23 protein-coding genes and 1 tRNA gene are annotated in these 20,602 nt (G+C 64.9%); 5 read left to right on the top strand and 19 right to left on the bottom strand.

What is annotated here, in order from left to right; genetic code table 11:
* Window positions 1-8: 8 nt before the first annotated feature.
* Window positions 9-500 (bottom strand): hemerythrin domain-containing protein, encoded by a 492-nt coding sequence (locus ACWIKC_RS05280; protein ID WP_454599068.1) that lies wholly within the window; start codon window positions 498-500, stop codon window positions 9-11.
* A 106-nt stretch (window positions 501-606) separates the two neighbouring features.
* On the opposite strand from ACWIKC_RS05280, the gene ACWIKC_RS05275 reads away from it, so the two are divergent.
* Window positions 607-999: a metallopeptidase family protein gene (locus ACWIKC_RS05275; protein ID WP_454599067.1), complete on the top strand. Its 393-nt coding sequence runs from the start codon at window positions 607-609 to the stop codon at window positions 997-999.
* Window positions 1,000-1,097: 98 nt separating this feature from the next.
* Here ACWIKC_RS05275 and ACWIKC_RS05270 read toward each other — a convergent pair.
* A tRNA-Arg gene (locus tag ACWIKC_RS05270) sits at window positions 1,098-1,174 on the bottom strand.
* 95 nt (window positions 1,175-1,269) lie between these two features.
* Entirely contained in the window at window positions 1,270-1,686 is a 417-nt protein-coding gene (locus ACWIKC_RS05265; protein WP_454599446.1) for a (deoxy)nucleoside triphosphate pyrophosphohydrolase, read from the bottom strand.
* 110 nt (window positions 1,687-1,796) lie between these two features.
* Here ACWIKC_RS05265 and ACWIKC_RS05260 point away from each other — a divergent pair, with 110 nt between their 5' ends.
* Both ACWIKC_RS05260 and ACWIKC_RS05255 read left to right on the top strand, forming a co-directional pair.
* Window positions 1,797-1,976 carry a Flp family type IVb pilin gene (locus tag ACWIKC_RS05260; protein ID WP_454599066.1) on the top strand — a complete coding sequence of 60 codons (180 nt, stop codon included), beginning with the start codon at window positions 1,797-1,799 and terminating at the stop codon, window positions 1,974-1,976.
* Window positions 1,977-2,099: 123 nt separating this feature from the next.
* Entirely contained in the window at window positions 2,100-2,291 is a 192-nt protein-coding gene (locus tag ACWIKC_RS05255; protein ID WP_454599065.1) for a Flp family type IVb pilin, read from the top strand.
* 91 nt (window positions 2,292-2,382) lie between these two features.
* Here the strand turns inward: ACWIKC_RS05255 and ACWIKC_RS05250 are convergent, their stop codons facing one another.
* From ACWIKC_RS05250 to ACWIKC_RS05230, 5 genes are all read right to left on the bottom strand, one after another.
* A complete protein-coding gene (locus ACWIKC_RS05250; RefSeq protein WP_454599064.1) occupies window positions 2,383-3,852 on the bottom strand; it encodes a M48 family metalloprotease in 1,470 nt (489 codons plus the stop codon).
* A 118-nt stretch (window positions 3,853-3,970) separates the two neighbouring features.
* A complete protein-coding gene (locus ACWIKC_RS05245; protein WP_454599063.1) occupies window positions 3,971-4,915 on the bottom strand; it encodes an acetyl-CoA carboxylase carboxyltransferase subunit alpha in 945 nt (314 codons plus the stop codon).
* A 10-nt stretch (window positions 4,916-4,925) separates the two neighbouring features.
* Window positions 4,926-5,813: a tyrosine recombinase gene (locus ACWIKC_RS05240; RefSeq protein ID WP_454599062.1), complete on the bottom strand. Its 888-nt coding sequence runs from the start codon at window positions 5,811-5,813 to the stop codon at window positions 4,926-4,928.
* 19 nt (window positions 5,814-5,832) lie between these two features.
* Window positions 5,833-7,692 carry a hypothetical protein gene (locus ACWIKC_RS05235; protein ID WP_454599061.1) on the bottom strand — a complete coding sequence of 620 codons (1,860 nt, stop codon included), beginning with the start codon at window positions 7,690-7,692 and terminating at the stop codon, window positions 5,833-5,835.
* Window positions 7,689-7,823: a hypothetical protein gene (locus ACWIKC_RS05230; RefSeq protein ID WP_454599060.1), complete on the bottom strand. Its 135-nt coding sequence runs from the start codon at window positions 7,821-7,823 to the stop codon at window positions 7,689-7,691. Before ACWIKC_RS05230 ends, ACWIKC_RS05235 begins: the two co-directional genes overlap by 4 nt.
* Before the next feature lie 72 nt (window positions 7,824-7,895).
* Between ACWIKC_RS05230 and ACWIKC_RS05225 the strand changes: the two genes are divergently transcribed.
* On the top strand, window positions 7,896-8,465 hold the full coding sequence (locus ACWIKC_RS05225; RefSeq protein ID WP_454599059.1) for a shikimate kinase: 570 nt from the start codon (window positions 7,896-7,898) through the stop codon (window positions 8,463-8,465).
* On the top strand, window positions 8,456-9,565 hold the full coding sequence (gene aroB / locus ACWIKC_RS05220) for a 3-dehydroquinate synthase (protein ID WP_454599058.1): 1,110 nt from the start codon (window positions 8,456-8,458) through the stop codon (window positions 9,563-9,565). The genes ACWIKC_RS05225 and aroB overlap by 10 nt, the downstream gene beginning before the upstream one ends.
* A gap of 3 nt (window positions 9,566-9,568) precedes the next feature.
* On the opposite strand, the gene ACWIKC_RS05215 is transcribed toward aroB, so the two are convergent.
* The 11 genes from ACWIKC_RS05215 to ACWIKC_RS05165 form a co-directional block, all read right to left on the bottom strand.
* Window positions 9,569-9,940, bottom strand: a complete 372-nt coding sequence (locus ACWIKC_RS05215) for a tRNA-binding protein (protein WP_454599057.1) — start codon at window positions 9,938-9,940, stop codon at window positions 9,569-9,571.
* 15 nt (window positions 9,941-9,955) lie between these two features.
* On the bottom strand, window positions 9,956-11,977 hold the full coding sequence (locus tag ACWIKC_RS05210) for an ATP-binding protein (RefSeq protein WP_454599056.1): 2,022 nt from the start codon (window positions 11,975-11,977) through the stop codon (window positions 9,956-9,958).
* A 2-nt stretch (window positions 11,978-11,979) separates the two neighbouring features.
* Window positions 11,980-12,417, bottom strand: a complete 438-nt coding sequence (locus ACWIKC_RS05205) for a lysozyme inhibitor LprI family protein (protein ID WP_454599055.1) — start codon at window positions 12,415-12,417, stop codon at window positions 11,980-11,982.
* 40 nt (window positions 12,418-12,457) lie between these two features.
* Window positions 12,458-13,258, bottom strand: a complete 801-nt coding sequence (locus ACWIKC_RS05200; protein WP_454599054.1) for a heme-dependent oxidative N-demethylase family protein — start codon at window positions 13,256-13,258, stop codon at window positions 12,458-12,460.
* Between the two features lie 19 nt (window positions 13,259-13,277).
* Window positions 13,278-14,294, bottom strand: coding sequence for a biotin synthase BioB (gene bioB, locus ACWIKC_RS05195; protein WP_454599053.1), 1,017 nt, complete (start codon window positions 14,292-14,294; stop codon window positions 13,278-13,280).
* Complete coding sequence (locus ACWIKC_RS05190; RefSeq protein WP_454599052.1) at window positions 14,291-14,515, bottom strand: hypothetical protein; 225 nt, start codon at window positions 14,513-14,515, stop codon at window positions 14,291-14,293. The genes bioB and ACWIKC_RS05190 overlap by 4 nt, the downstream gene beginning before the upstream one ends.
* Window positions 14,516-14,647: 132 nt before the next feature.
* Complete coding sequence (gene scpA, locus ACWIKC_RS05185) at window positions 14,648-16,816, bottom strand: methylmalonyl-CoA mutase (protein ID WP_454599051.1); 2,169 nt, start codon at window positions 16,814-16,816, stop codon at window positions 14,648-14,650.
* Between the two features lie 35 nt (window positions 16,817-16,851).
* Entirely contained in the window at window positions 16,852-17,463 is a 612-nt protein-coding gene (locus ACWIKC_RS05180) for a glutathione S-transferase family protein (protein WP_454599050.1), read from the bottom strand.
* Between the two features lie 23 nt (window positions 17,464-17,486).
* Complete coding sequence (mce, locus tag ACWIKC_RS05175; protein WP_454599049.1) at window positions 17,487-17,936, bottom strand: methylmalonyl-CoA epimerase; 450 nt, start codon at window positions 17,934-17,936, stop codon at window positions 17,487-17,489.
* A gap of 267 nt (window positions 17,937-18,203) precedes the next feature.
* On the bottom strand, window positions 18,204-19,736 hold the full coding sequence (locus ACWIKC_RS05170; protein ID WP_454599048.1) for an acyl-CoA carboxylase subunit beta: 1,533 nt from the start codon (window positions 19,734-19,736) through the stop codon (window positions 18,204-18,206).
* A gap of 87 nt (window positions 19,737-19,823) precedes the next feature.
* Window positions 19,824-20,564, bottom strand: a complete 741-nt coding sequence (locus ACWIKC_RS05165; protein WP_454599047.1) for a TlyA family RNA methyltransferase — start codon at window positions 20,562-20,564, stop codon at window positions 19,824-19,826.
* Window positions 20,565-20,602: the final 38 nt, after the last annotated feature.

The following is a 20,602-nucleotide window of genomic DNA, read 5'->3' as shown; positions in this document are numbered from 1 at the left end:
GACCAGCGCTATTCCTTGGCGTCTTCCTTTTTTTCCGGGGTCAGCTCGGCCTCGGCCTTCTCTTCCTGCTTACGACGTTCGAAGACGCTGCGCATGTGCTCGCGATCCGTGTCGTTGAGATGCTTCGCGAAATCGGGGAAGTGCTCTTCCTCTTCCTCGTCGATGTGATGGCGATAATCGTGGTCGAGGTCCTTGAACTTCTGCAGCCATGCACTGCTCGACATGTCGGTGGCGGCGAGATCGTTAAGCGCTTCCTCGATCTCGTGATGCTCGGCCACCGAATGGCGGGTCTCGTCGGTCGTCGGCGGTTTGCGCATCATCGTCGAATAGAGCGCCTGCTCCTCGGCGGAGGCGTGACCCTTCAATTCCTTGGTCAGCTCTTCGAACAGCGATTTGCGCTCCTCGGTGTCGCCATGGGTCTGCAGCAAGCGATCGAGCAACTCACGATGCCTGTCGTGATCCTGCTTGAGCCGCGCGAAGATTTCGTCGTTCTGGGACATCTTTGTATCCTTCGATAATTTTGCGAATGCGACTGTCAAACAGGCCAGCAGCGGCCTTGTTCCACCGGTTGCACACCTTGGCGACGATGGCCATATCCCGGATCGAATGACCGAAGCCTTCGCACCCAGCAAAGAACAGATGCAGCGCCTCGCCGAGCAGGTGCTCCGCACGCTCCCCGAACAGTTCCGCAATGAACTCGACCGTGCGGTCATGCGGGTGGTCGATTTCGCCACGCCCGAACAGCTCGCCTCGGTCGATCTCGACGACAAATGGCATTTGAGCGGGCTCTACGAAGGACGGCCCGTGTCCGAAGCCTCGATCTGGGAAAGCGGCGAATTACCGCCACGGATCTGGCTGTTCCGCCAACCGCTGCTGGCCGAGATGCAAGAGACCGGGGTCGGGTTGGAAGAGCTCGTCCGGCATGTGGTGATTCACGAGGCTGGGCACCATTTCGGCTTTTCGGACGAGGACATGCATCGGCTCGAAGACGAAGCCTAAGGCCAACCCGCCCATCACAGAGTTTGGATTGCCGACGCATCACTTGCCGACGCCAGAACCACTAAAGGCCACCCCTCCGCCGGAGAGATGGCCTTTAGTGGTGCGCCCGGAAGGATTCGAACCTCCGGCCACCTGATTCGTAGTCAGGTACTCTATCCAGCTGAGCTACGGGCGCACTTGAGGGGCGGCACATAGGCAGGTGCTTTGTGCTTGGCAATCCCCATCGGGGCTCGGTTCGGGATTTATTCCACGCTTAACCGGAAGCAGCCCCTAGTGGTGCTTTTCCTGAGCCCCCACCAGCACGGAAAGCTGCGCAACCAGCGCGTGGTCGAGGGGCGGCTTGTCCAGCGCAGCAGCGCCCTGCGGCGTGAACCAGGCGATTTCGCCTCCTTCGAGAGCCTGCGGTTGCCCCGACCATTCCCGGCAAGTGTAAAGCAGAATGACAATCGGGAGTTTGCCTCCTTCCCCCCTGTCCTGTGCGAAGCCGGAAGGCTCGAGATGCTTGGGCGATAGCGTCAAACCCAACTCCTCGGAAATCTCGCGAACCAGCGCAGTTGCAGGGTTTTCGCCATGTTCGACCTTGCCACCGGGAAACTCCCACAGCCCGGCATGATGTTTTCCGGCGGGCCGCTTGTGCATCAGCCAGCGGCCGCAATCGTCGACCAGCGCGACCGCCACCACCGCCATCCATGTCGGATTTTCTTCCACTTTCATCGCCCGCCTCAACCCTTTCTTAACGCCATGCACCTAGACCGGCCGCTGTCAGCTACCGTGGTTGCGAGTGGGGAAACACCGGAATGCGCAAGTTCCTGCAATATCTCGGTCAACAGACCGATGGTGCCACCGCCGTCGAATACGGGCTGATACTTGCCCTGATCTTCCTGGCAATGGTCGGAGCCGTCCAGACTTTCGGGATCACCGCGATCTCGTTCTGGACGATGGTTTCTGAGACCATAACCGGCTCAGGCGGTGGGTAACGACCGGTCTTTCGGGTTGCGTTAGCAATTTCTCAACCTGTGAAGCCGAAACAGCAAGATGCCGCTCCTGGTTCAAAATTCCGGGAGGGGTCGGGTACCGAAGACCAAACCAGGAGACGACCAATGAAGTTCATCAAGAAAATCCGTCAGAACGAAGAGGGCGCGACCGCCATCGAATACGGCCTCATCGCCGCGCTGATCGCCGTTGCGGCCATCACCGCGATGCAGAGCCTCGGCGGCAATCTGTCGACCACGTTCAACAAGGTTTCGACCGAAATGGCCGGCACCACCAGCACCACCACGACCGGCGGCTAATCGCTTCCGGCATAAATGCCAAACGAAAGGCGGCGGGAGCGATCCCGCCGCCTTTTTTGTTTGCGCCGAATACAGACGCGACCCCTGGCAATCAGCGTCCGCGAACCACCAGTTTGACCTTCTGGCCGATTCGAAGCGTGTCGTTGGCGTCGAGCGAGTTGAGCACCAGGAACCGTTCGAGCTGGCCATCGGTGTAGGCCATCCGGTTGGCTAGCGTACGAATCGTGTCGCCGCTGCGCACCGTCGCCACCTCGAGATGGCGCGGGACGACATTGGCTGCCTCGGCTGCGCTGATGCGCCGCATCGAATTGAACATCGGGTTGAACGCGCTGGCGCCGCCCGGCTGGGTGATCGCCTGGAAGTGATAGGCGCGATCCCGCGCGAATTCATAGGCGAAGACCACCACATCGACCTGGCCCTGCCCGCTGTTGACCCGGGCGGTGCCGTAAGCGGCGGGTAGACCGTTGATCGTGGTCCGCTGGATCGATTGCGGGCGCAGTTGCTGCTGGTTGCCGCCCAGCCCAGTGAACACGCTGGCCACGTAATTCTCGAGATTGCCGCTGTAGGGCGCCAGCGTCAGCTGGGCCTGCCCGCTCTGGCCGTTGATGCTGACGGCACGGGTGCCGTTGATCATGTAATAGCCCTGCGGTGCGGTGAACGACAGCCGCATGTCGGGGTGGATGAACTGGCGGCCCTCGATCACCCCCTGCTCCGGATCGTCGCCATAGAGCAGCCCGTCGATGCGGGTCAGGAAGGTGTCGCGATTGGTGACCCCGGTGGCCCCTTGCGCCATGGTCAGGGCTTCCTGGACGCGGCTGGCGGGATCGGGATGGGTCGAAGCCCATTCGGGCAGGCTCGCGTTGTCACGACCCTGCAGCCGCGCATCGAGCGAGTTCTGCGCAGCGAGGCTTGCGAGCACCGTGCCCATCGCACTGGGATCGTATCCGGCCTGGTTGAGATAGCGGATCCCCAGCGCATCGGCTTCGAGTTCCTGGCTGCGCGAGAAGCTCAGCGTCAGCAATTGCGAGCCCTGCATCGCGGCCTGCCCGATCTGCTGGCCGATCCCGCTGTTGCCCAGCAGGATACCCGAGAGGATCGCAGCGCCCGCGCCGAGCAGCGTGTTGCGCTGTTGATTGGCTTGGCGTCGCTGCGAATGGCGCGCGGCGACGTGCCCGACCTCGTGGCCCAGAACCGCCGCCAGCTCCGCCTCATTGTCCATCAGCGTGACCAGCTGCCGGGTTGTGTAGACGAAGCCCCCGGGGACCGCGAAAGCGTTGTTGACCGGGCTGTTGAGCATCGAAACGGTGAAGGATTCGCGTGCATTGCCGAGCCCCGACTGGACCGCGATGTTCTGGCCGACCTGCTGGACATATTGCGCCTGCGGGCCCGTCATCGCACCACCGAATTCGGCGAGCAGCTGCGGATGCGCTTCCGCACCGATCTGCGCTTCGCTCTGGGTGATCGGAGCTGAAGCGCCGGGAATATTGCCGGTGGCGCAGCCGCTCAGGGCAAGCGCGAGCGCGGCGGTGGAACTGGCGGCAAGCGCCTTCATGGTGGACATAAGTCTCTCCCCAAAACTCGTACGTGAGCAGATTCGCCCGCGCATCGGATTACGGGAGTCAAAATCCTGTGGTGCTGTGGTTGGTTCCCGACAGAATTTCGCGCCGGTTCGGGTTCGGTTAACCCGCCATCGAAAGAAAACGTTCTTCGCGCATCCTTCGCAGTTCCGCCTCGGGCTTGGTACCGAGCGTGTCGAGCTCCTCCGCCAGCGCCGCGCCAAGCGCTTCGGCCGCTGCGCGCGGATCGCGATGCGCGCCACCGACGGGTTCGGGCACGATCCGGTCGATAACGCCCAATGCCTCGAGATGCTGCGCGGTGACCTTCATCGCTTCGGCGGCATCGGGAGCCTTTTCCGCGGTCCGCCACAGGATCGAGGCGCAGCCTTCGGGCGAGATCACTGAATAGACAGCGTGCTGGAACATCAGCACCCGCTCGGCGCTGGCCAGCGCCACAGCGCCGCCCGAACCGCCCTCGCCGACGATCGCGGCGATCATCGGCACCGGCAGCGCGATGCAGGCCTCGGTCGCGCGGGCGATGGCTTCGGCCTGGCCACGCTCCTCGGCTTCGATGCCGGGGAAGGCACCCGAGGTATCGACCAGCGTCACCACCGGGAGGCCGAAACGGCCCGCCAGTTCCATCAGCCGGATCGCCTTGCGGTAACCTTCGGGCTTGCCCATGCCGAAATTGTGCTTGATCCGGCTGGCGGTGTCGTTGCCCTTCTCGTGGCCGATCAGCATGATCTTGCGCCCGTCGAGCTTGGCAAAGCCGCCGAGAATTGCGGAATCGTCACCGAAGTTGCGGTCGCCGCTGAGGGGCACGAATTCCTCGAAGGCATATTCGACATAATCGCGGAAGTGCGGGCGCGAGGGGTGGCGGGCCACCTGCGTCTTCTGCCACGGCGTGAGCGACTTGTAGGTCGTCCGCAGCAGTTCCGCGCTCTTGGCCTCGAGCCGCTGGAGCTCGGTGTCGATATCGACGTCGTCGCCATCGGCGGCGGCGCGCAGCTCGGCGATCTGAGTCTCCAGTTCGGCGACCGGCTTTTCGAATTCGAGGTAGGAAATCATCGCTGGCGGGCTAGTCGCTGTTGCGGCCTCGTGCAAGCGGGTGGCGTTCGTTGACCAGTCTCACCAGCCGCGCGGCATCGACATGGGTGTAGATCTGGGTGGTGGCGATATCGGCATGGCCGAGCAGCAGCTGCAGCGCGCGCAGATCGGCCCCGCCCTCGAGAAGATGGGTAGCGAAGGCGTGGCGCAGCACATGCGGGCTGAGCTTGGTGGGGTCGAGATCGGCGCGCAAGGCGAGCTGCTTGAGTATCTGGAATAGACGCACCCGGCTGATATGTCCGGTCCGCGAGGGAAAAAGGTATTTCGCCCCCGCCTTTGGTCCTTCCGGTCGCAGCGCGAGCCAGCGGCTCAGCGCGGTCTTCGCCCGTCCGCTCATCGGGACCATCCGCGCCGCGCCACCCTTGCCCGTGACGGTGAGAAAGGGTGCATCGCGCGGCACCGCCGATAACGGCAGCGAAACCAGCTCGGTGGCGCGCAGCCCCGACCCGTAGAGCATTTCGAGCAGCGCCAACTGCCGGACCGCCAGCGGCGCGTCGCCAGCAGTCTCGAGCTCGGCGCGCGCGAACAGCGCTTCGACCTGCGCATGAGAAAGTATCTTGGGCAGCGGTCGTCGCGCGACGGGGCGCGGGAGTGCATGGCTGGGGTCGTCGCTGCGGTGCCCCTCCTCGGCGAGAAAACCGTAGAACTGCCGCAGCGCCGAGGCCTTGCGCGCCAGCGAGGAGGGCGCAAGGTCGGACCAGGCCTGGCCCAGCTTGGCGAGGTCGGCGGGTTGCGCATCCGCCAGATCGCCCACCAGCCCCTCGGCTTGCTCGAGGTCGCGGCGATAGGCGTCGAGCGTGTTGCGAGCCGCGCCGCGCTCGGCGGCGAGCATGGCGAGAAAATCGGCGATGGCGCTCATTGCCGCTGCGCCCGCCCGTTCAGGCGCGGGCGACCGCCTCGGCCGCTATCATCCGCGCTTCGGCATTCATCCCCACCGCATCGAGCGCGCGCACGATGTGATAGAGATGCAGTGCGGTCATCCGCTCCCAGCCGGCGCCCTGCATCCCCAGCCCCGCCAGCATGGCGACCAGCGCCTGGTTGTCGGCCTGCGCGGCTTGCGCGATTCGATTGGTCCAGACGCTCCGGCGTTCGAGATTGATCCGCAGATCGCCGCCATAATTGCCCGCGTCGGCCGGATCGATCCTGCCCAGCCCGGCAAGTCCGGCGAGCAGCAGCCGCGACTTGAGTTGTCCGGCGCTGGTGTCGTTGTCGAGGAAGCTCGAAAGATCGCCCCCGCTGACGCTGGCGGAAGCGCCCGGCATGGCGACCGCGAGGATGCCCCAGGCAAGACTACCGTTATCCACCACGGGGCTCCAGCGCTGCGCGTCGCGGTCGAGCCCGGCGGCGAGCATGGAGGAGATCAGCGCCGCCGCATCCTCTGCGAAGGCTTCGTCGGGAGTCAGCCGCGCCGCGGCATACGCGGTTAGCACAAAGGGTCCGAAGGTCTCACCGCGCGCGTCGCCCCAAATTTCGCGCAGGGCATTCAGCCGCGCGGCGGGATCGGCATCGACATAGGCGTTGCGCAGCCGCACGGCCGTGGTGCGCGCTTCGCTCTCGCCATCGTCGAGCGCATAGATCTGCGAATAAAGATCTATCATGGCCTCGGAGGAGAGGATCCCCGCTTCGGCCGCCATGCCCGCGCCATCGATGCGCTGCGCCAGCGGCAGCATCGGCGCGGTCGCGGTCTGGCGTCGCAAGGCGGGCGACAGCGTTCCGGAAAGCTCCTCGGGGATCTCCTCGCCCAGCGCATTGGCGAGCGCGAAGCGCCACGGGGTGATGCTCTCAACATCGTTCCACTCGATATTGACCGCGCGACGCCCGGTGCCCGCCGCGCCGGCGAACCGCTGCGCCAGCAGCGAATCGATCCGCGGCACCGCGCCCGAATTCATCAACCGCCGCAGATCATTGCCCGCGCGGGTTTCCTCACCGGCATAGGCGTTGCAGATCGCCTGCAGCATCCGCCACTCGCCGCCTTCGCGATTTTCGCGCGACAGCCGCACCGCGGGGCAGGCGCCGACTATATCGGCGGTCCCGATATAGGCGTCGAGCGCCGCGCTGGTGAGATTGCTGTCGTAATTCGCGGTGTCGACATCCTGCACCAGCGTCCGCGCGGCGGTGTGTTCGCCCATGCGGTTGAGCAGCCCGGCGCGCAGCGCGGCGAATTCGACCGGGTCCATCCCGGCGGGCGCGGCGAGCCGGCTCGCGAGCGCGCGGCGCAGCAGGATATGCCCCCAACGCGAAACCAGTTGCCCGTCGGTCCCCGCGAGCACCGCGCGCACCAGCGCGGCGGGCTGGTTGGCGAGCGACCCCACCGGCATCCCGCCTTCCTGCGGTCCGATGATGCCGACGCGCTCGGTCGAACGGCGCGCGGCGGGGGGAATGTCGAATTTGGGCTTCAAGCCGAGCAGTTCGTCGAGCTCGTCGGTCGACATGTTTTCCAGCTCGCGCAGCGTCGGCAGGTCATCGAGAGCCGCGGCGGAAGAGCTATTCGAAGGAGTGGATGGAAGCGGCTGCACCACCTCGCCCGGCTGCGCCACCGGCGCGGGAGCGGCCCCGGGCGACGGCGCGGGAGCGGCTGTAGGCCGCGGGGTGGGAGTTGGGGCCGGGGCTGGAGACGGTGTCGGCGCGGGCGTGTCGAAACCGGGCGGAAGGAGGTCGGCGGGTTGCCCCTGCGCCAGCGCGAGCGTCGAACCCAGCGCCATCACCGCAACGCCGCCGGCCAGCCAGCCGCGCGTCATCGTGTACCCTCGGGCAGCGGGACGGCCTGCTCGATCGGACGCATCGCTTCTTCGCCGCCATCGTACCAGGCGAGGAAGAGGATCGACAGGAGGATGAACGCGGCGATCATGCCGATACGCTGTCCCTTCATTATCTGTGCTTTAGTCCGTGCAATATGTGCCATGCTTGCCTGCCCGATAGCCCATCTCTAGGCCATCCAGCAATGACCCAGACGGCACCAAGGCTTACCCCGCAGGATATTGCGCAGATCGCAAGGCGGATCGACCGCCCGATCGTGCTCGTCGGGCTGATGGGAGTTGGCAAATCCACCGTCGGGCGGCGGCTCGCCAATCTGATCGGAGTCGATTTTGTCGATGTCGACGAAGAGATCGAACGCGCGGCGGATCGCTCGGTCGCGGAGATCTTCGAGGAGTTTGGCGAACCCTATTTCCGCGATGGCGAACGGCGGGTTATCGCGCGACTGATGGGCGAGACGCATGGCGTGATCGCCACCGGCGGCGGCGCCTTCGTCGATCCGGAGACCCGCGCGCTGATCCGCGACAAGGCGATTTCGGTCTGGCTCGACTGCGATATCGAGACGCTGGTCGAACGCACCGCACGACGCGATTCGCGCCCGCTGCTGCGCAGCGGCGATCCGCATGCCATTCTGCTCGACCTGAAAGAACGTCGCGGCGATTCCTATGCTCAGGCCGATTGCCATGTCGTGACAGACGATGGGCCGCACAACGCCACCGCGCTGCGCATTCTCGAAGCGATCGAATCATGGCTGTGATCCCCGTCGATCTCGCCGGTCGTTCCTACGGAGTGCATGTCGGATCGGGCTTGCTGGCGCGGCTCCCCGAGCTCGCCGGACCCTTGCTGCGCAAATCAGCCGTCCCGATAGTCGCCGACGCCAACGCTCGCCGACACTGGGGCAAAACGATCGAAGAGGCGCTGGTGGCGAGCGGCAAAACCGCGCTGTGGTACGATGTTGCACCGGGCGAGAGTTCGAAATCCTGGTCGGAACTCGAACGACTGACCGACTGGCTGCTGGCGCAGGGCATCGAGCGGGGCGACCATGTCCTCGCACTCGGCGGGGGCGTCGTCGGCGATCTCACCGGTTTCGCCTGCGCGATCCTCAAGCGCGGCTGCGGCTTCATCCAGTTGCCCACCACCCTGCTCGCACAGGTCGACAGTTCGGTGGGGGGCAAGACAGCGATCAACAGCGCGGCGGGCAAGAACCTCGTCGGTGCCTTCCACCAGCCCGCGCTGGTGCTTGCCGATCTCGCCACGCTCGCCACGCTGCCGCCGCGCGAATTGCGTGCCGGCTATGCCGAGGTGCTCAAATATGGCGTGCTGGGCGATGCCGGCTTCTTCGACTGGCTGACAGAAAACGGCGCCAAGGTTCTGGCACCGGACGAGAAACCGCTCGAACACGCGATCGCCACCAGCATTGCCGCCAAGGCGCGAATTGTCGCCGAGGACGAGCGCGAGACTTCCGGCGCGCGCGCGCTGCTCAATCTGGGGCACACCTTCGGCCATGCGCTCGAGGCCCAGGCTGGGTTCTCCGAGCTTCTGCTGCATGGCGAGGCGGTGGCACTCGGTATGGTGCTTGCGGCGCGCTATTCGGCACGGCTGGGGCGGTTGTCGCTGGACGACGCCGAACGGATTACCTCTGCAGTCGATGCCGCGGGCCTGCCCGCCGAAATCGCGGCGCTGGCGCTTGATTGCGACGGCGCGCGGCTGGTGGAGCACATGTTGCACGACAAGAAGATGGATGCGGGCACCCTGCCCTTTGTCCTGCTGCGCGGGATCGGGGAAGCCTACCTCGATCGCGAAGTAGCGCTGGCGGACATCGCATTGTTCCTCGACGAACAGCTGCGCGCGCACTGAGGCCTAGAACAACCGCGATCCGTTCGGGACGGGCGTATCGGGGGCGAAAAGCACGACCTCGCCCGCCGCATCGGCAAAGCCGAGCACCAGAACTTCGGACATCGCCGGCCCGATCTGGCGCGGCGGGAAATTGACCACCGCTGCGACCTGCCGCCCCGGCAGTTCTTCCAGCACATAATTGGCAGCGATCTGCGCGCAGCTTTTCTTCGTTCCGACCGCTTCCCCGAAATCGATCACCAGCCGATAGGACGGCTTGCGCGCCTCGAGGAAGGCTTCGGCGGAGCGAATCGTCCCGACGCGGATATCGACCTCTAGAAAGCGCTCAAAACCGATGGTGGGCGCGGCGGGCTGGTCAGGCGCGTGGTGGAGATGCATGCCGCGCCTGCCCGGTCATTCCAGCTCGAGGATCACTTCGTCCACCGCCAGGCTGTCGCCCTCGGCGGCGTTGATCTTGGCGACGGTCGCTTCCTTTTCGGCGCGGAGGATGTTCTCCATTTTCATTGCCTCGACCGTGGCGAGCGGCTGGCCCGGCTGGACTTTATCTCCCTCGCCAACATGGAGCTTCACCAGCAGGCCCGGCATCGGGCAGATCAGCAGCTTGGAGAGGTCCGGCGGGATTTTTTCGATCATGTGATCGGCGAGATGCGCGACGCGGGTCTGGAGGATGCGCAACCCGTGCTTCGCCCCGCGCGTGGTCACCGCATAGCCGCCGCGAGTCGGTGCGAGCTGCAGCGTCAGCAGCTCTCCTTCGAGCTCGACTTCAACCACGCGCTCACCCGGCGTGTATTCCATCTCCAGCGCCACCGGCTTGCCATCGACGGTGATCGCATTTTCTTCGAGCTCGACCGCATAATCGGTGCCGCCGATCCGCACTGTCCATTCGCCCGGCGCATAGGGAGAACCGTTGAGCTGCTGGTCGATCCGGCCCGCGCGATCGGCGTCGGCGGTGGCGATGATCCCACCGACCGCGGCGAGCCCGCGCTTGAGTTCGTCGGAAGTCGCTGCGCCCTCGAAGCCATCGGGATATTCCTCGGCGATGAAGCCGGTGGTGAGCTCGCCTGCGCGGAAGCGCGGGTGCTGCATGATCGCGCTGAGGAAATCGACATTGTGCCCCAGCCCCTCGATGCGGAAGGCATCGAGCGCCCGCACCTGCAGATCGGCGGCGATGTCGCGGGTCTCACCCCAGGTCACCAGCTTGGCGATCATCGGGTCGTAGAATATCGACACCTCGCCGCCCTCGAACACCCCGTCGTCGACGCGCACGCCGTCCACGCCGCGGCGGCCGTTAGCGGCGCCGTCGTCGGTCCAGGGTTCGACCGGCGGCTGGTAGTGAACCAACCGGCCAATCGAAGGCAGGAAGCCGCGATAGGGGTCCTCGGCATAGACGCGGTTCTCGATCGCCCAGCCCTCGATCCCGATATCGTCCTGCGTCATCGCCAGTTTCTCGCCCCCGGCGACGCGGATCATCTGCTCGACCAGATCGATCCCGGTGATCGCCTCGGTCACCGGATGCTCGACCTGCAGGCGCGTGTTCATCTCGAGAAAATAGAAGCTCTCGCCGGTGGCGTCGGCGCCGCTGACGATCAGCTCGACCGTGCCCGCCGAATGATAATCGACCGCGCGGGCCAGCGCGACGCTCTGCTCGCCCATCGCTTTGCGCATCTTCGGCGTCACGAAAGGCGAGGGCGCTTCCTCGACCACCTTCTGGTGGCGGCGCTGGATCGAGCATTCGCGCTCGTTGAGATAAAGAATGGTGCCATGCTTGTCGCCGAGGATCTGGATCTCGATATGGCGCGGGTCCTCGATGAATTTCTCGATGAATACCCGCTCGTCGCCGAAGCTGTTGAGCCCTTCGCGCTGGGTCGCCTCGAAGCCTTCCTCGACATCCTTGTCGTTCCAGGCGAGCCGCATCCCCTTGCCGCCGCCACCCGCGCTGGCCTTCATCATCACCGGATAGCCGATGCGGTTGGCCCATTCGAGCGCCTCGGCGGTGTCGGCGATCGCGCCTTCGGAGCCGGGCACGGTGTTGACCCCGGCGGCGCGCGCCAACTTCTTGCTCTCGATCTTGTCGCCCATCGCCGCGATCGCGCTGGCGGGCGGACCGATGAATGCGATCCCGGCAGCGTCGAGCGCCTCGACGAAGCTCGCGCGCTCGGACAGGAAACCATAGCCGGGATGCACCGCCTCGGCGCCGGTCTGCTGGCAGACCTCAATGATCTTGTCCGCGAGCAGATAGCTCTCGGAGGCTGGCGCCGGGCCGATCCGCACCGCCTCGTCGGCCATGCGGACGAAGGGCGCGCGCGCATCGGCATCGGAATAGACAGCCACCGTGGCGATGCCCATGCGGCGGGCGGTCTTGATCACGCGGCAGGCGATCTCGCCCCGGTTGGCGATGAGGATTTTCTTGAACAAGTCTATTTCTCCGTCCCGGCTCTGTTTTCGCCGGACAGCTGGTTGGTAAGCAATGCCCGCATGCGCTGAGTGCGCGCGCGGGTCAATTCGGCCTTGCAGGCGGATACGAGCATTGGCTCCAGAGAGCCGCCCCGCGCATCGTAGCCCACGAGGCGGCAATGCGCGTCGCGATAGGCGAGCCAGGCGCGCTGCGCTTCGAGCAGCGTTTCCCAATGGCCGGGCTGGCCGTCGGTCCGAGGATACTCGTCGGCGGCCTTGGCCACCGCGCGCAGCTCGCGCCAGACCTGGTTTAGCTGAGCATCGGCGCGGGCATAATCCTGCGTGGCGCAGATGGTCATCGCGGTCTGGGTCATGGGCTCGGCGCAATCCCGGCCCTCGGGGGGCGCATTCGCGGCCTGCAACGCGAGCGCGAGCGCAGATGTCAGAGCAAGCGCGATCACGCCACCCACCCGCACATGCCGCAATCAACTCCAGCGCGCATCATATCTCCGTCTCCAAGCCTCGGCGGCTCGCATAGCCGATCAGTGCCGCCGCGTAAGCCCCCGCACCGCGGCGGTCGCCTTCGCCTTCGACCAGCGAGCGCACCGCGCGCGCCAGCATCGCGACATTGGCATCCGACAGCGCGCCGAGCGGTTCGAGATAGACCCCGATGGCGAAGAGAATCGCCCGGGTTTCGGGAAGCCGGCGCAGCGTCTGGCGCTCGGAGCGCACGAACAGTTCCTCGCCTGCATTCTTGGGCCCGACATGCGCGAAGGCCTGCTCGGCCGGTCCGGCGACCCATCGCTTTTCATCGGTGGGCGCGATGAACCAGTTGCAGCGCCCGAAGATGTTCCCCGCCTCGAGCCGGTCGATGAAATGATCGACCCCGCTCGCGAGCTGTTGGGCATAGCCCTGGATCGGCGCATGCAGCGCGGTCAGCGGCAGTCCCAGTTTCTCCGCGGGCCGCCAGTCCGAGGGCCAGGCCACGGCGGCTCCGACGAGGCGATAGACCTGCTCGCCCGCTCGCCGGGTCAGTAGGCACATATCCTCGTGATGCGCGGCTGCGGCTTGAGGCAAACCGCCCGCCAGTCCGAGCATCGCCGCCAGCTCGGCGCCGGGCGCTGCGGCGTCGGGGGCAAGCTGCACCCCTTCGGGAAACGCCTCAAACCCCTCTGCCCGCGCGGTGCGATCAGGGTCCGGCTGCAACCACTCACTCTCGTCGAGCTTGGTGAGCCCCATCCTGAGCTGACCGCCGCCGCGCGCTTTGGGCAGCAGTTCGTCGACGGAGAAGCCGAGTATCACAATACTCCGAGCGACGAAATCACTCCGCCGGTTCCACCTCGGCCATCCGCTCCGCGCGCATCGGCTCCTCGCCCTGCAGCGGGGTCAGCCCCAGCTTGGCGAACAGCGCGGCATCGCTGGCGTCGCCGGCGTTGGCGGCGGTCAGCAACTTGTCGCCGGTGAAGATCGAGTTGGCGCCCGCCATGAAGCACAGCGCCTGCGTGGCCTCGGACATCGACTCGCGCCCGGCCGAAAGCCGCACCATGCTCAGCGGCATACAGATCCGCGCCACCGCGACGGTGCGGACGAATTCGATATCGTCGATCTTGGCCAGTGGGGTGTCGGCGAGCATGTCGCCCAAGACCGTGCCCTTGACCGGGACCAGCGCGTTGACCGGCACGCTCTCGGGGTGCTGCGGCAGCGTGGCGAGCGTATGGACGAAGCCGACCCGGTCGCCGCGCGTTTCGCCCATCCCGACGATCCCGCCCGAACACACGTTGATCCCCGCCTCGCGCACGTGTTGCAGCGTATCGAGCCGGTCCTGATAATTGCGCGTGGTGATCACCCGCTCGTAATATTCGGGCCCGGTGTCGACATTGTGGTTGTAGTAATCGAGTCCTGCATCGTTGAGCATCTCGGCCTGTCCGGGCGTCAGCATTCCCAGCGTCATGCAGGTTTCGAGCCCCATGGCGCGCACGCCCTTCACGATCTCGACGATCGCGGGCATGTCGCGATCCTTGGGGTTGCGCCAGGCGGCACCCATGCAGAAGCGCTGGCTGCCGTGATCCTTGGCCTGCGCCGCGGATTGCAGCACGGCTTGCACATCCATCAGCTTGGTCGCCTCGACCCCGGAGTCCGCTTTGACCGACTGCGAGCAATAGCCGCAATCCTCGGGGCAGCCGCCGGTCTTGATGCTGAGCAGCGTACACAGCTGGACCTGCTCTGGCGGATGGAATTCGCGATGGACGGTCGCGGCCTGGAACAGCAGTTCGGTGAAGGGCAGATCGAACAGCACGGCGATTTCGTCGCGGGTCCAGTCGGATCGGATTTGGGTCACTTGATTTCCTTATTCTGCCGCGCGAGCCATCCGAAGAAAGACATCGAAGCGAGCATGTATGTGGCTAGCGCCAAGAGGGTGATGACCAAGGATCGCAAAAGCATGCCTGTGTCGTTGAGCATCATGGGTACAACGAACGGCAGCAATTGACCGACGAACCACCAGTATAATCCCGATGCGAAACTAAAGAGCAGCGCAACCAAAAAGGTTCGCCCATTCACTCCACGGCCTCCCTCGTCATTGCGAGGAGCCGAAAGCGACGCGACAATCCAGCTTCCGATATTGCTTCACGCGGAAACTGCAGAAGCTGGATTGCTTCGCTGCGCTCGCAATGACGGGTTTGGAAAGGCATGCTATTCCGCCGCCTCGTCCAGATCCTCGCCGGCCGGTGGCATATTGTGCCCAAGCAGCCGCAGCACATCCGCCGCGCATTCAACGACGTTGCTGCCCGGGCCATAGATGCCCTGCACCCCGGCCTCGCGCAGGAATTCGTAATCCTTCTGCGGGATCACGCCGCCGACGATCACCTTGATGTCCGACCGACCTGCGTCTTTCAGCAGGTCGATCAGCTCGGGAATCAGCGTCTTGTGCCCCGCCGCGAGGCTGCTCGCGCCGATCGCGTCGACTTCGGCTTCCAGCGCCATCGCGAGCGTTTCCTTCGGCGTCTGGAACAGCGGCCCGGAGACCACTTCGAAACCCATGTCGGCAAAGGCGCTGGCGATCACATTGGCGCCGCGATCGTGGCCGTCCTGGCCCATCTTGGCGACCATCATACGCGGCGCGTGGCCAAGCCGCCGCTCGACCGCCTTCACGCCTTCCATCACCTGGGCGTAGCGGTCGTCATCGGCATAGGCCTCGGTGTACACCCCGCGCACCGGAACCGGGCGCGTGTCGTAGCGGCCATAGGCGTCTTCCATCGCCTGGCTGATCTCGCCCAGCGTCGCATCGTGGCGCGCAGCCTCGACGGCCAGCTCGAGCAGATTGCCCTCGCGCTGCGCCGCACCGCGCGCCAGCGCATCGAGCGCCGCCCTGCAGCCCATGTCGTCCCGGGTCGCGCGGACCTTCTCGAGCCGCGCGACCTGGCTGGTCCGCACCGCGTTGTTGTCGATATCGAGGGTGTCGATCTCGTCTTCCTTGTCGCGTCGATATTTGTTGACCCCGACCACCACGGTTTCGCCGCGATCGACGCTCGCCTGCTTGACCGCGGCGGCGCGTTCGATCGCCGCCTTGGGCTTGCCGCTGGCGACATAGCGGGTCATCCCGCCGGCCTGTTCGACCTCGTCGAGAAGCGCTCTGGCCTCCTCGAGCAACGCCGCGGTCAGGCTCTCGATGTAATAGCTGCCGCCCAGCGGATCGGCGACATTGGTAATGCCGCTTTCCTCCTGGATCACCAGCTGGGTGTTGCGCGCGATCCGGGCGGAGAAATCGGTCGGCAGCGCGATCGCCTCGTCGAGCGCATTGGTGTGGAGCGACTGCGTGCCCCCCAGCACCGCCGCCATCGCCTCGATCGTGGTGCGGATGACGTTGTTGTAGGGGTCCTGCTCCTGCAGGCTGACCCCGCTGGTCTGGCAATGCGTGCGCAGCATCTTGGACTTTTCGGATTGCGCGCCGAGGCCTTCCATCACTTCGTGCCACAGCGCGCGCGCGGCGCGCATCTTGGCGATCTCCATGAAGAAGTTCATGCCGATGCCCCAGAAGAACGACAGCCGCGGCGCGAAGGCGTCGATGTCGAGCCCGGTCTCCATCGCGCGCTTGGCGTATTCCTTGCCGTCGGCGATGGTGAAGGCCAGCTCCTGCACCGCGGTCGCCCCGGCCTCGTGCATGTGATAGCCCGAGATCGAAATACTGTTGAATTTCGGCATGTTGGCCGAGGTATATGCGATGATGTCCGAGACGATCCGCATGCTCGGCTCGGGCGGGTAGATATAGGTGTTGCGGACCATGAACTCCTTGAGGATGTCGTTCTGGATGGTCCCCGAAAGCTTGGCCTGCGGCACGCCCTGGCGCTCGCCCGCGACGATGTAGAAGGCCATGATCGGGATCACCGCGCCGTTCATCGTCATCGACACGCTCATCTCGTCGAGCGGAATGGAATCGAACAGGATCTCCATGTCGCGCACGGTGTCGATCGCGACCCCTGCCTTGCCGACATCGCCGCGCACGCGCGGATGATCGGAATCATAGCCGCGATGGGTCGCGAGATCGAAGGCGACCGACAGGCCCTTCTGCCCGGCGGCGAGATTGCGGCGGTAGAAGGCGTTGGATTCCTCGGCGGTGGAGAAGCCCGCATATTGCCGGATCGTCCACGGGCGCCCGGTGTACATGCTCGCGTAGGGCCCGCGGGTATAGGGTGCGATGCCGGGGACACCGGGATCGAGCGCAGCGCCTTCAGCCCCGACATCGGCCGAAGTGTAGAGCGGCTTGATCGCGATACCCTCGGGCGTGTGCCAGGTCAGGTCGCGGCCCTTGACCTCTTTGTCGGCGAGGGTCTTCCAGTCGGCATAGGTGGGTGTGTCGGTCATGGCGGCGTCCTAGCGCCCCGACACGCGCTTGCCAATCAGGCGGAGGCGCTGGGTCGTGCGGATACGCGCGCGTGCCATGCCCGAAGGTTGGCGCATTCTTCCGGCATTTCCAATCCGACGAATTGCGCGAAGTCGAGCGTCGTCAGCAGAAGAATATCGGCAGCCGAAAAACCGCTGCCCGCAAGAAAATCGCGCCCGTCGAGCGAGGTATCGAAGAACCGCATAGCCTCTTCCGCACGGGGTCGATTGGCTTCGCCCCATTCGGTATTGCGACCCGGCAGCGCTGCGGTGAAGCGATGCGTATGCACCCACACCGCACCGACCGGTAGCATCAGGATCATCTCGACCCGGCGGTTCCACATCTCGATTTCGGCGACCTCCAGCGCGGTGGTGCCGAACAGAGGCGGATCGGGATGCAGCGCCTCGAGATAGCGCATGATCGCGACGCTCTCCGCGATGACCGTGCCGTCGTCCAGTTCGAGGATCGGCGTCTGCCCACGCGGGTTCTTCGCGAGATACTCGGGCGCCTTCTGCTGGCGCTGCGGGATCGAGACCTCCTGCGATGGCAGGTCGATGCCCTTCTCCGCCGCGAAGATACGCACGCGGCGCGGATTGGGGGCCGGGTTGGGGCTGTCGTAGAATAGCATGGGTGTCCTCTCTGCCACGCCCGTCAGTTCGACCAGTGCGAATTGTCCTTGGGGCTTTCCATGATCTCGGTCAGCTGCCCCATCATGTCCTTGGGATGGAGGAAGAAGATCGGCGTGCCATGCGCGCCGATACGCGTGGGGCCTAGGATGCGCTTGCCCAGCTCCTCGAACCATTTGCGGGCATCCTCGATATCCTCGACTTCATAGCAGACATGGTGCTGGGCGCCGGCCGGATTTTGCTGGATGAACTTGGCAATCGGGCTGTCGTCGCCGAGCGGCTCGATCAGCTCGATCTGCGTGCCGTGGGTTCCGTTTTCGCCGGGAGTGTCGACGAAGCAGACCTTCACACCCTGCTCTTCGAGATCGAAGGGCTCGTGAAACGAGGTCGCCCCCATAACATCTCGGTAATAGCGGATCGATTCTTCGATCGAGGGCGTCGCGACGCCGATATGGTTGAGCCGGCCGAGTTTCATCAGAGGTTTCCTGTTAATTCAAAGCCAATCGATACAAAGCACAGTCCGCTAAAGAACCACGCCAAGAATGCCATGATCTTTTGCCAAACTATAACCTTATCAAAGTGCGGGTATCAAAGTGCGGGTCGTCGCGACCTACGGGCTGCGGGTCTGCCGATTCCACCCACTCTTTCGGAATTTCATCGTCCGCCGACCACCGCTTTCCCATCCCCCAAAGCCAGAGGCCAATCAAAGCGAATACCGCAGTAAGAAAGAGTTTAGCGCCGATCACAGCGGGATATTGTCGTGCTTTTTCCACGGGTTCTCGAGCACCTTGCCGCGCAGCTTGCGCAGGCCGAGCGCGATCCGGCGGCGGGTGGCGCGGGGGTGGATGACCTCGTCGATATAGCCGCGTGAGGCCGCCACGAAGGGGTTGGCGAAGCGGTCTTCGTATTCCTTCGTTTTCTCGGCGATCTTTTCCGGATTGTCGCGATCCTGGCGGAAGATGATCTCGACCGCGCCCTTGGCGCCCATCACCGCGATCTCGGCGGTCGGCCAGGCGTAGTTGAAATCGCCGCGCAGGTGTTTCGACGCCATGACGTCATAGGCGCCGCCATAGGCCTTGCGGGTGATGACGGTGATCTTGGGCACGGTCGCCTCGGCATAGGCGAACAGCAGCTTGGCGCCGTGCTTGATGATGCCATTGTGCTCCTGCGCGGTGCCCGGGAGGAAGCCGGGGACATCGACGAAGGTCAGGATCGGGATGTCGAAGGCATCGCAGAAGCGCACGAAGCGCGCGGCCTTCTTGGATGAATTGATGTCGAGCACACCCGCGAGCACCATCGGCTGGTTCGCGACCACGCCCACCGTGCGCCCCTCGATCCGCCCGAACCCGCACAGGATATTGCCCGCATGGGCCGGCTGAATCTCGAAGAAATCGCCCTCATCCAGCACCTTGGCGATGACTTCGTGCATGTCGTAGGGCTGGTTGGCGTTGTCGGGGATCAGCGTGTCGAGGCTGGTCTCCTCGCGGTCCCAGGCATCGGCGGTGGGGCGCTCGGGCACCTCGAGCCGGTTGGAAAGCGGCATGAAGTCGAAGAAATCGCGCGTCGCGAGCAGCGTCTCGATATCGTTCTCGAAGGCGAGATCGGCGACGCTGGTCTTGGTGGTGTGCGTGATCGCACCGCCCAGTTCCTCCTGCGTCACCACCTCGTTGGTCACCGTCTTGACCACCTCGGGCCCGGTTACGAACATGTAGGAGCTGTCTTTCACCATGAAGATGAAATCGGTCATCGCCGGCGAATAGACCGCCCCGCCCGCGCAGGGCCCCATGATCAGGCTGATTTGCGGCACGACGCCGCTGGCGAGCACGTTGCGCTGGAACACTTCGGCATAGCCGCCGAGGCTCGCCACGCCTTCCTGGATGCGCGCACCGCCGCTGTCGTTGATCCCGATTACCGGCGCGCCGACTTTCAGCGCCATATCCATCACCTTGCAGATCTTCTCTGCATGGCGTTTGGAAAGAGAGCCACCGAAGACGGTGAAATCCTGTGAGAAAACGAACACCAGGCGGCCGTTGATCGTACCCGATCCGGTGACCACACCATCGCCGGGGATCTTCTGGTCCTGCATCCCGAAATCGGTGCAGTCGTGTTCGACATAGGTGTCGACTTCCTCGAAACTGTCCTCGTCGAGCAGCACCTCGAGCCGTTCGCGCGCTGTCAGCTTGCCCTTGGCGTGCTGCGCGTCGATCCGCTTCTGGCCGCCCCCAAGATGCGCGGCGTCGCGGCGACGTTCCATTTCGGCGATATTGGCGGACATCGAATTCCCCTGAAGAATGCTGCGCCCAGCGGTTAGCCAGCGCAGCGGCTTCGCACAATACCGCGCACCTTCATTGCCAGCGCGCGCTCACTCGCCCCGCTGCGCGGAAATCAGGAACTCGACATTGCCCTCCGGCCCGGTGATCGGGCTTTCGACCACGCCCTGAACCGCGAAGCCCAGCCCCGCGACCCAGGCCTGCACCTCGTCGCAGACCCGAGCGTGCAGCGCCGAATCGCGCACCACCCCGCCCTTGCCGACTTCTTCGCGGCCCACCTCGAACTGTGGCTTGATCAGCGCCACCAGTCGGCAATGCGGCGCGGCGAGTTCGAGCGGGCGCTCGAGCACTTTTGCGAGCGAAATGAAGCTCGCATCGCAGACCACCCAGTCGCAGGGCCGGTCGATCAGCACAGGCGTCAGGATACGCGCGCTGGTCTGTTCGAGAACAGTGACGCGCGGATCCTGGCGCAGCTTCCACGCCAACTGGTTGGTGCCACTATCGACCGCGAAGACATGGCTCGCGCCATGGTGCAGCAGCACATCGGTGAAGCCCCCGGTCGAGCTGCCGACATCCATCGCGGTGGCGCCAGCGGGATCGAGATCGAAATGGGCAAGCGCATGCGCCAGCTTGATCCCCCCGCGGCTGACCCAGGGATGGTCGCGCCCGCGCACCTCCAAGGGCGCGTCCTCGGGCAATTGCTGGCCCGGCTTGGCGAGCTTGGCTTCGTTGGAAAAGACCAGCCCGGCCATCACCAGGGCCTGCGCGCGGGTGCGGCTTTCCACCAGCCCGCGCTCGACGAGAAGCTGATCGATCCGGCGTTTCTTGCTCATGGCTTGCGATGATCCATTGGAAACAAGCGGCCTAGCGC

The sequence above is a fragment of the Qipengyuania sp. SM2507 genome (genome assembly GCF_053714505.1).
The sequence above is the reverse complement of the archived record's forward strand: the minus strand, read 5'-3'. Positions and strand labels throughout refer to the sequence as shown.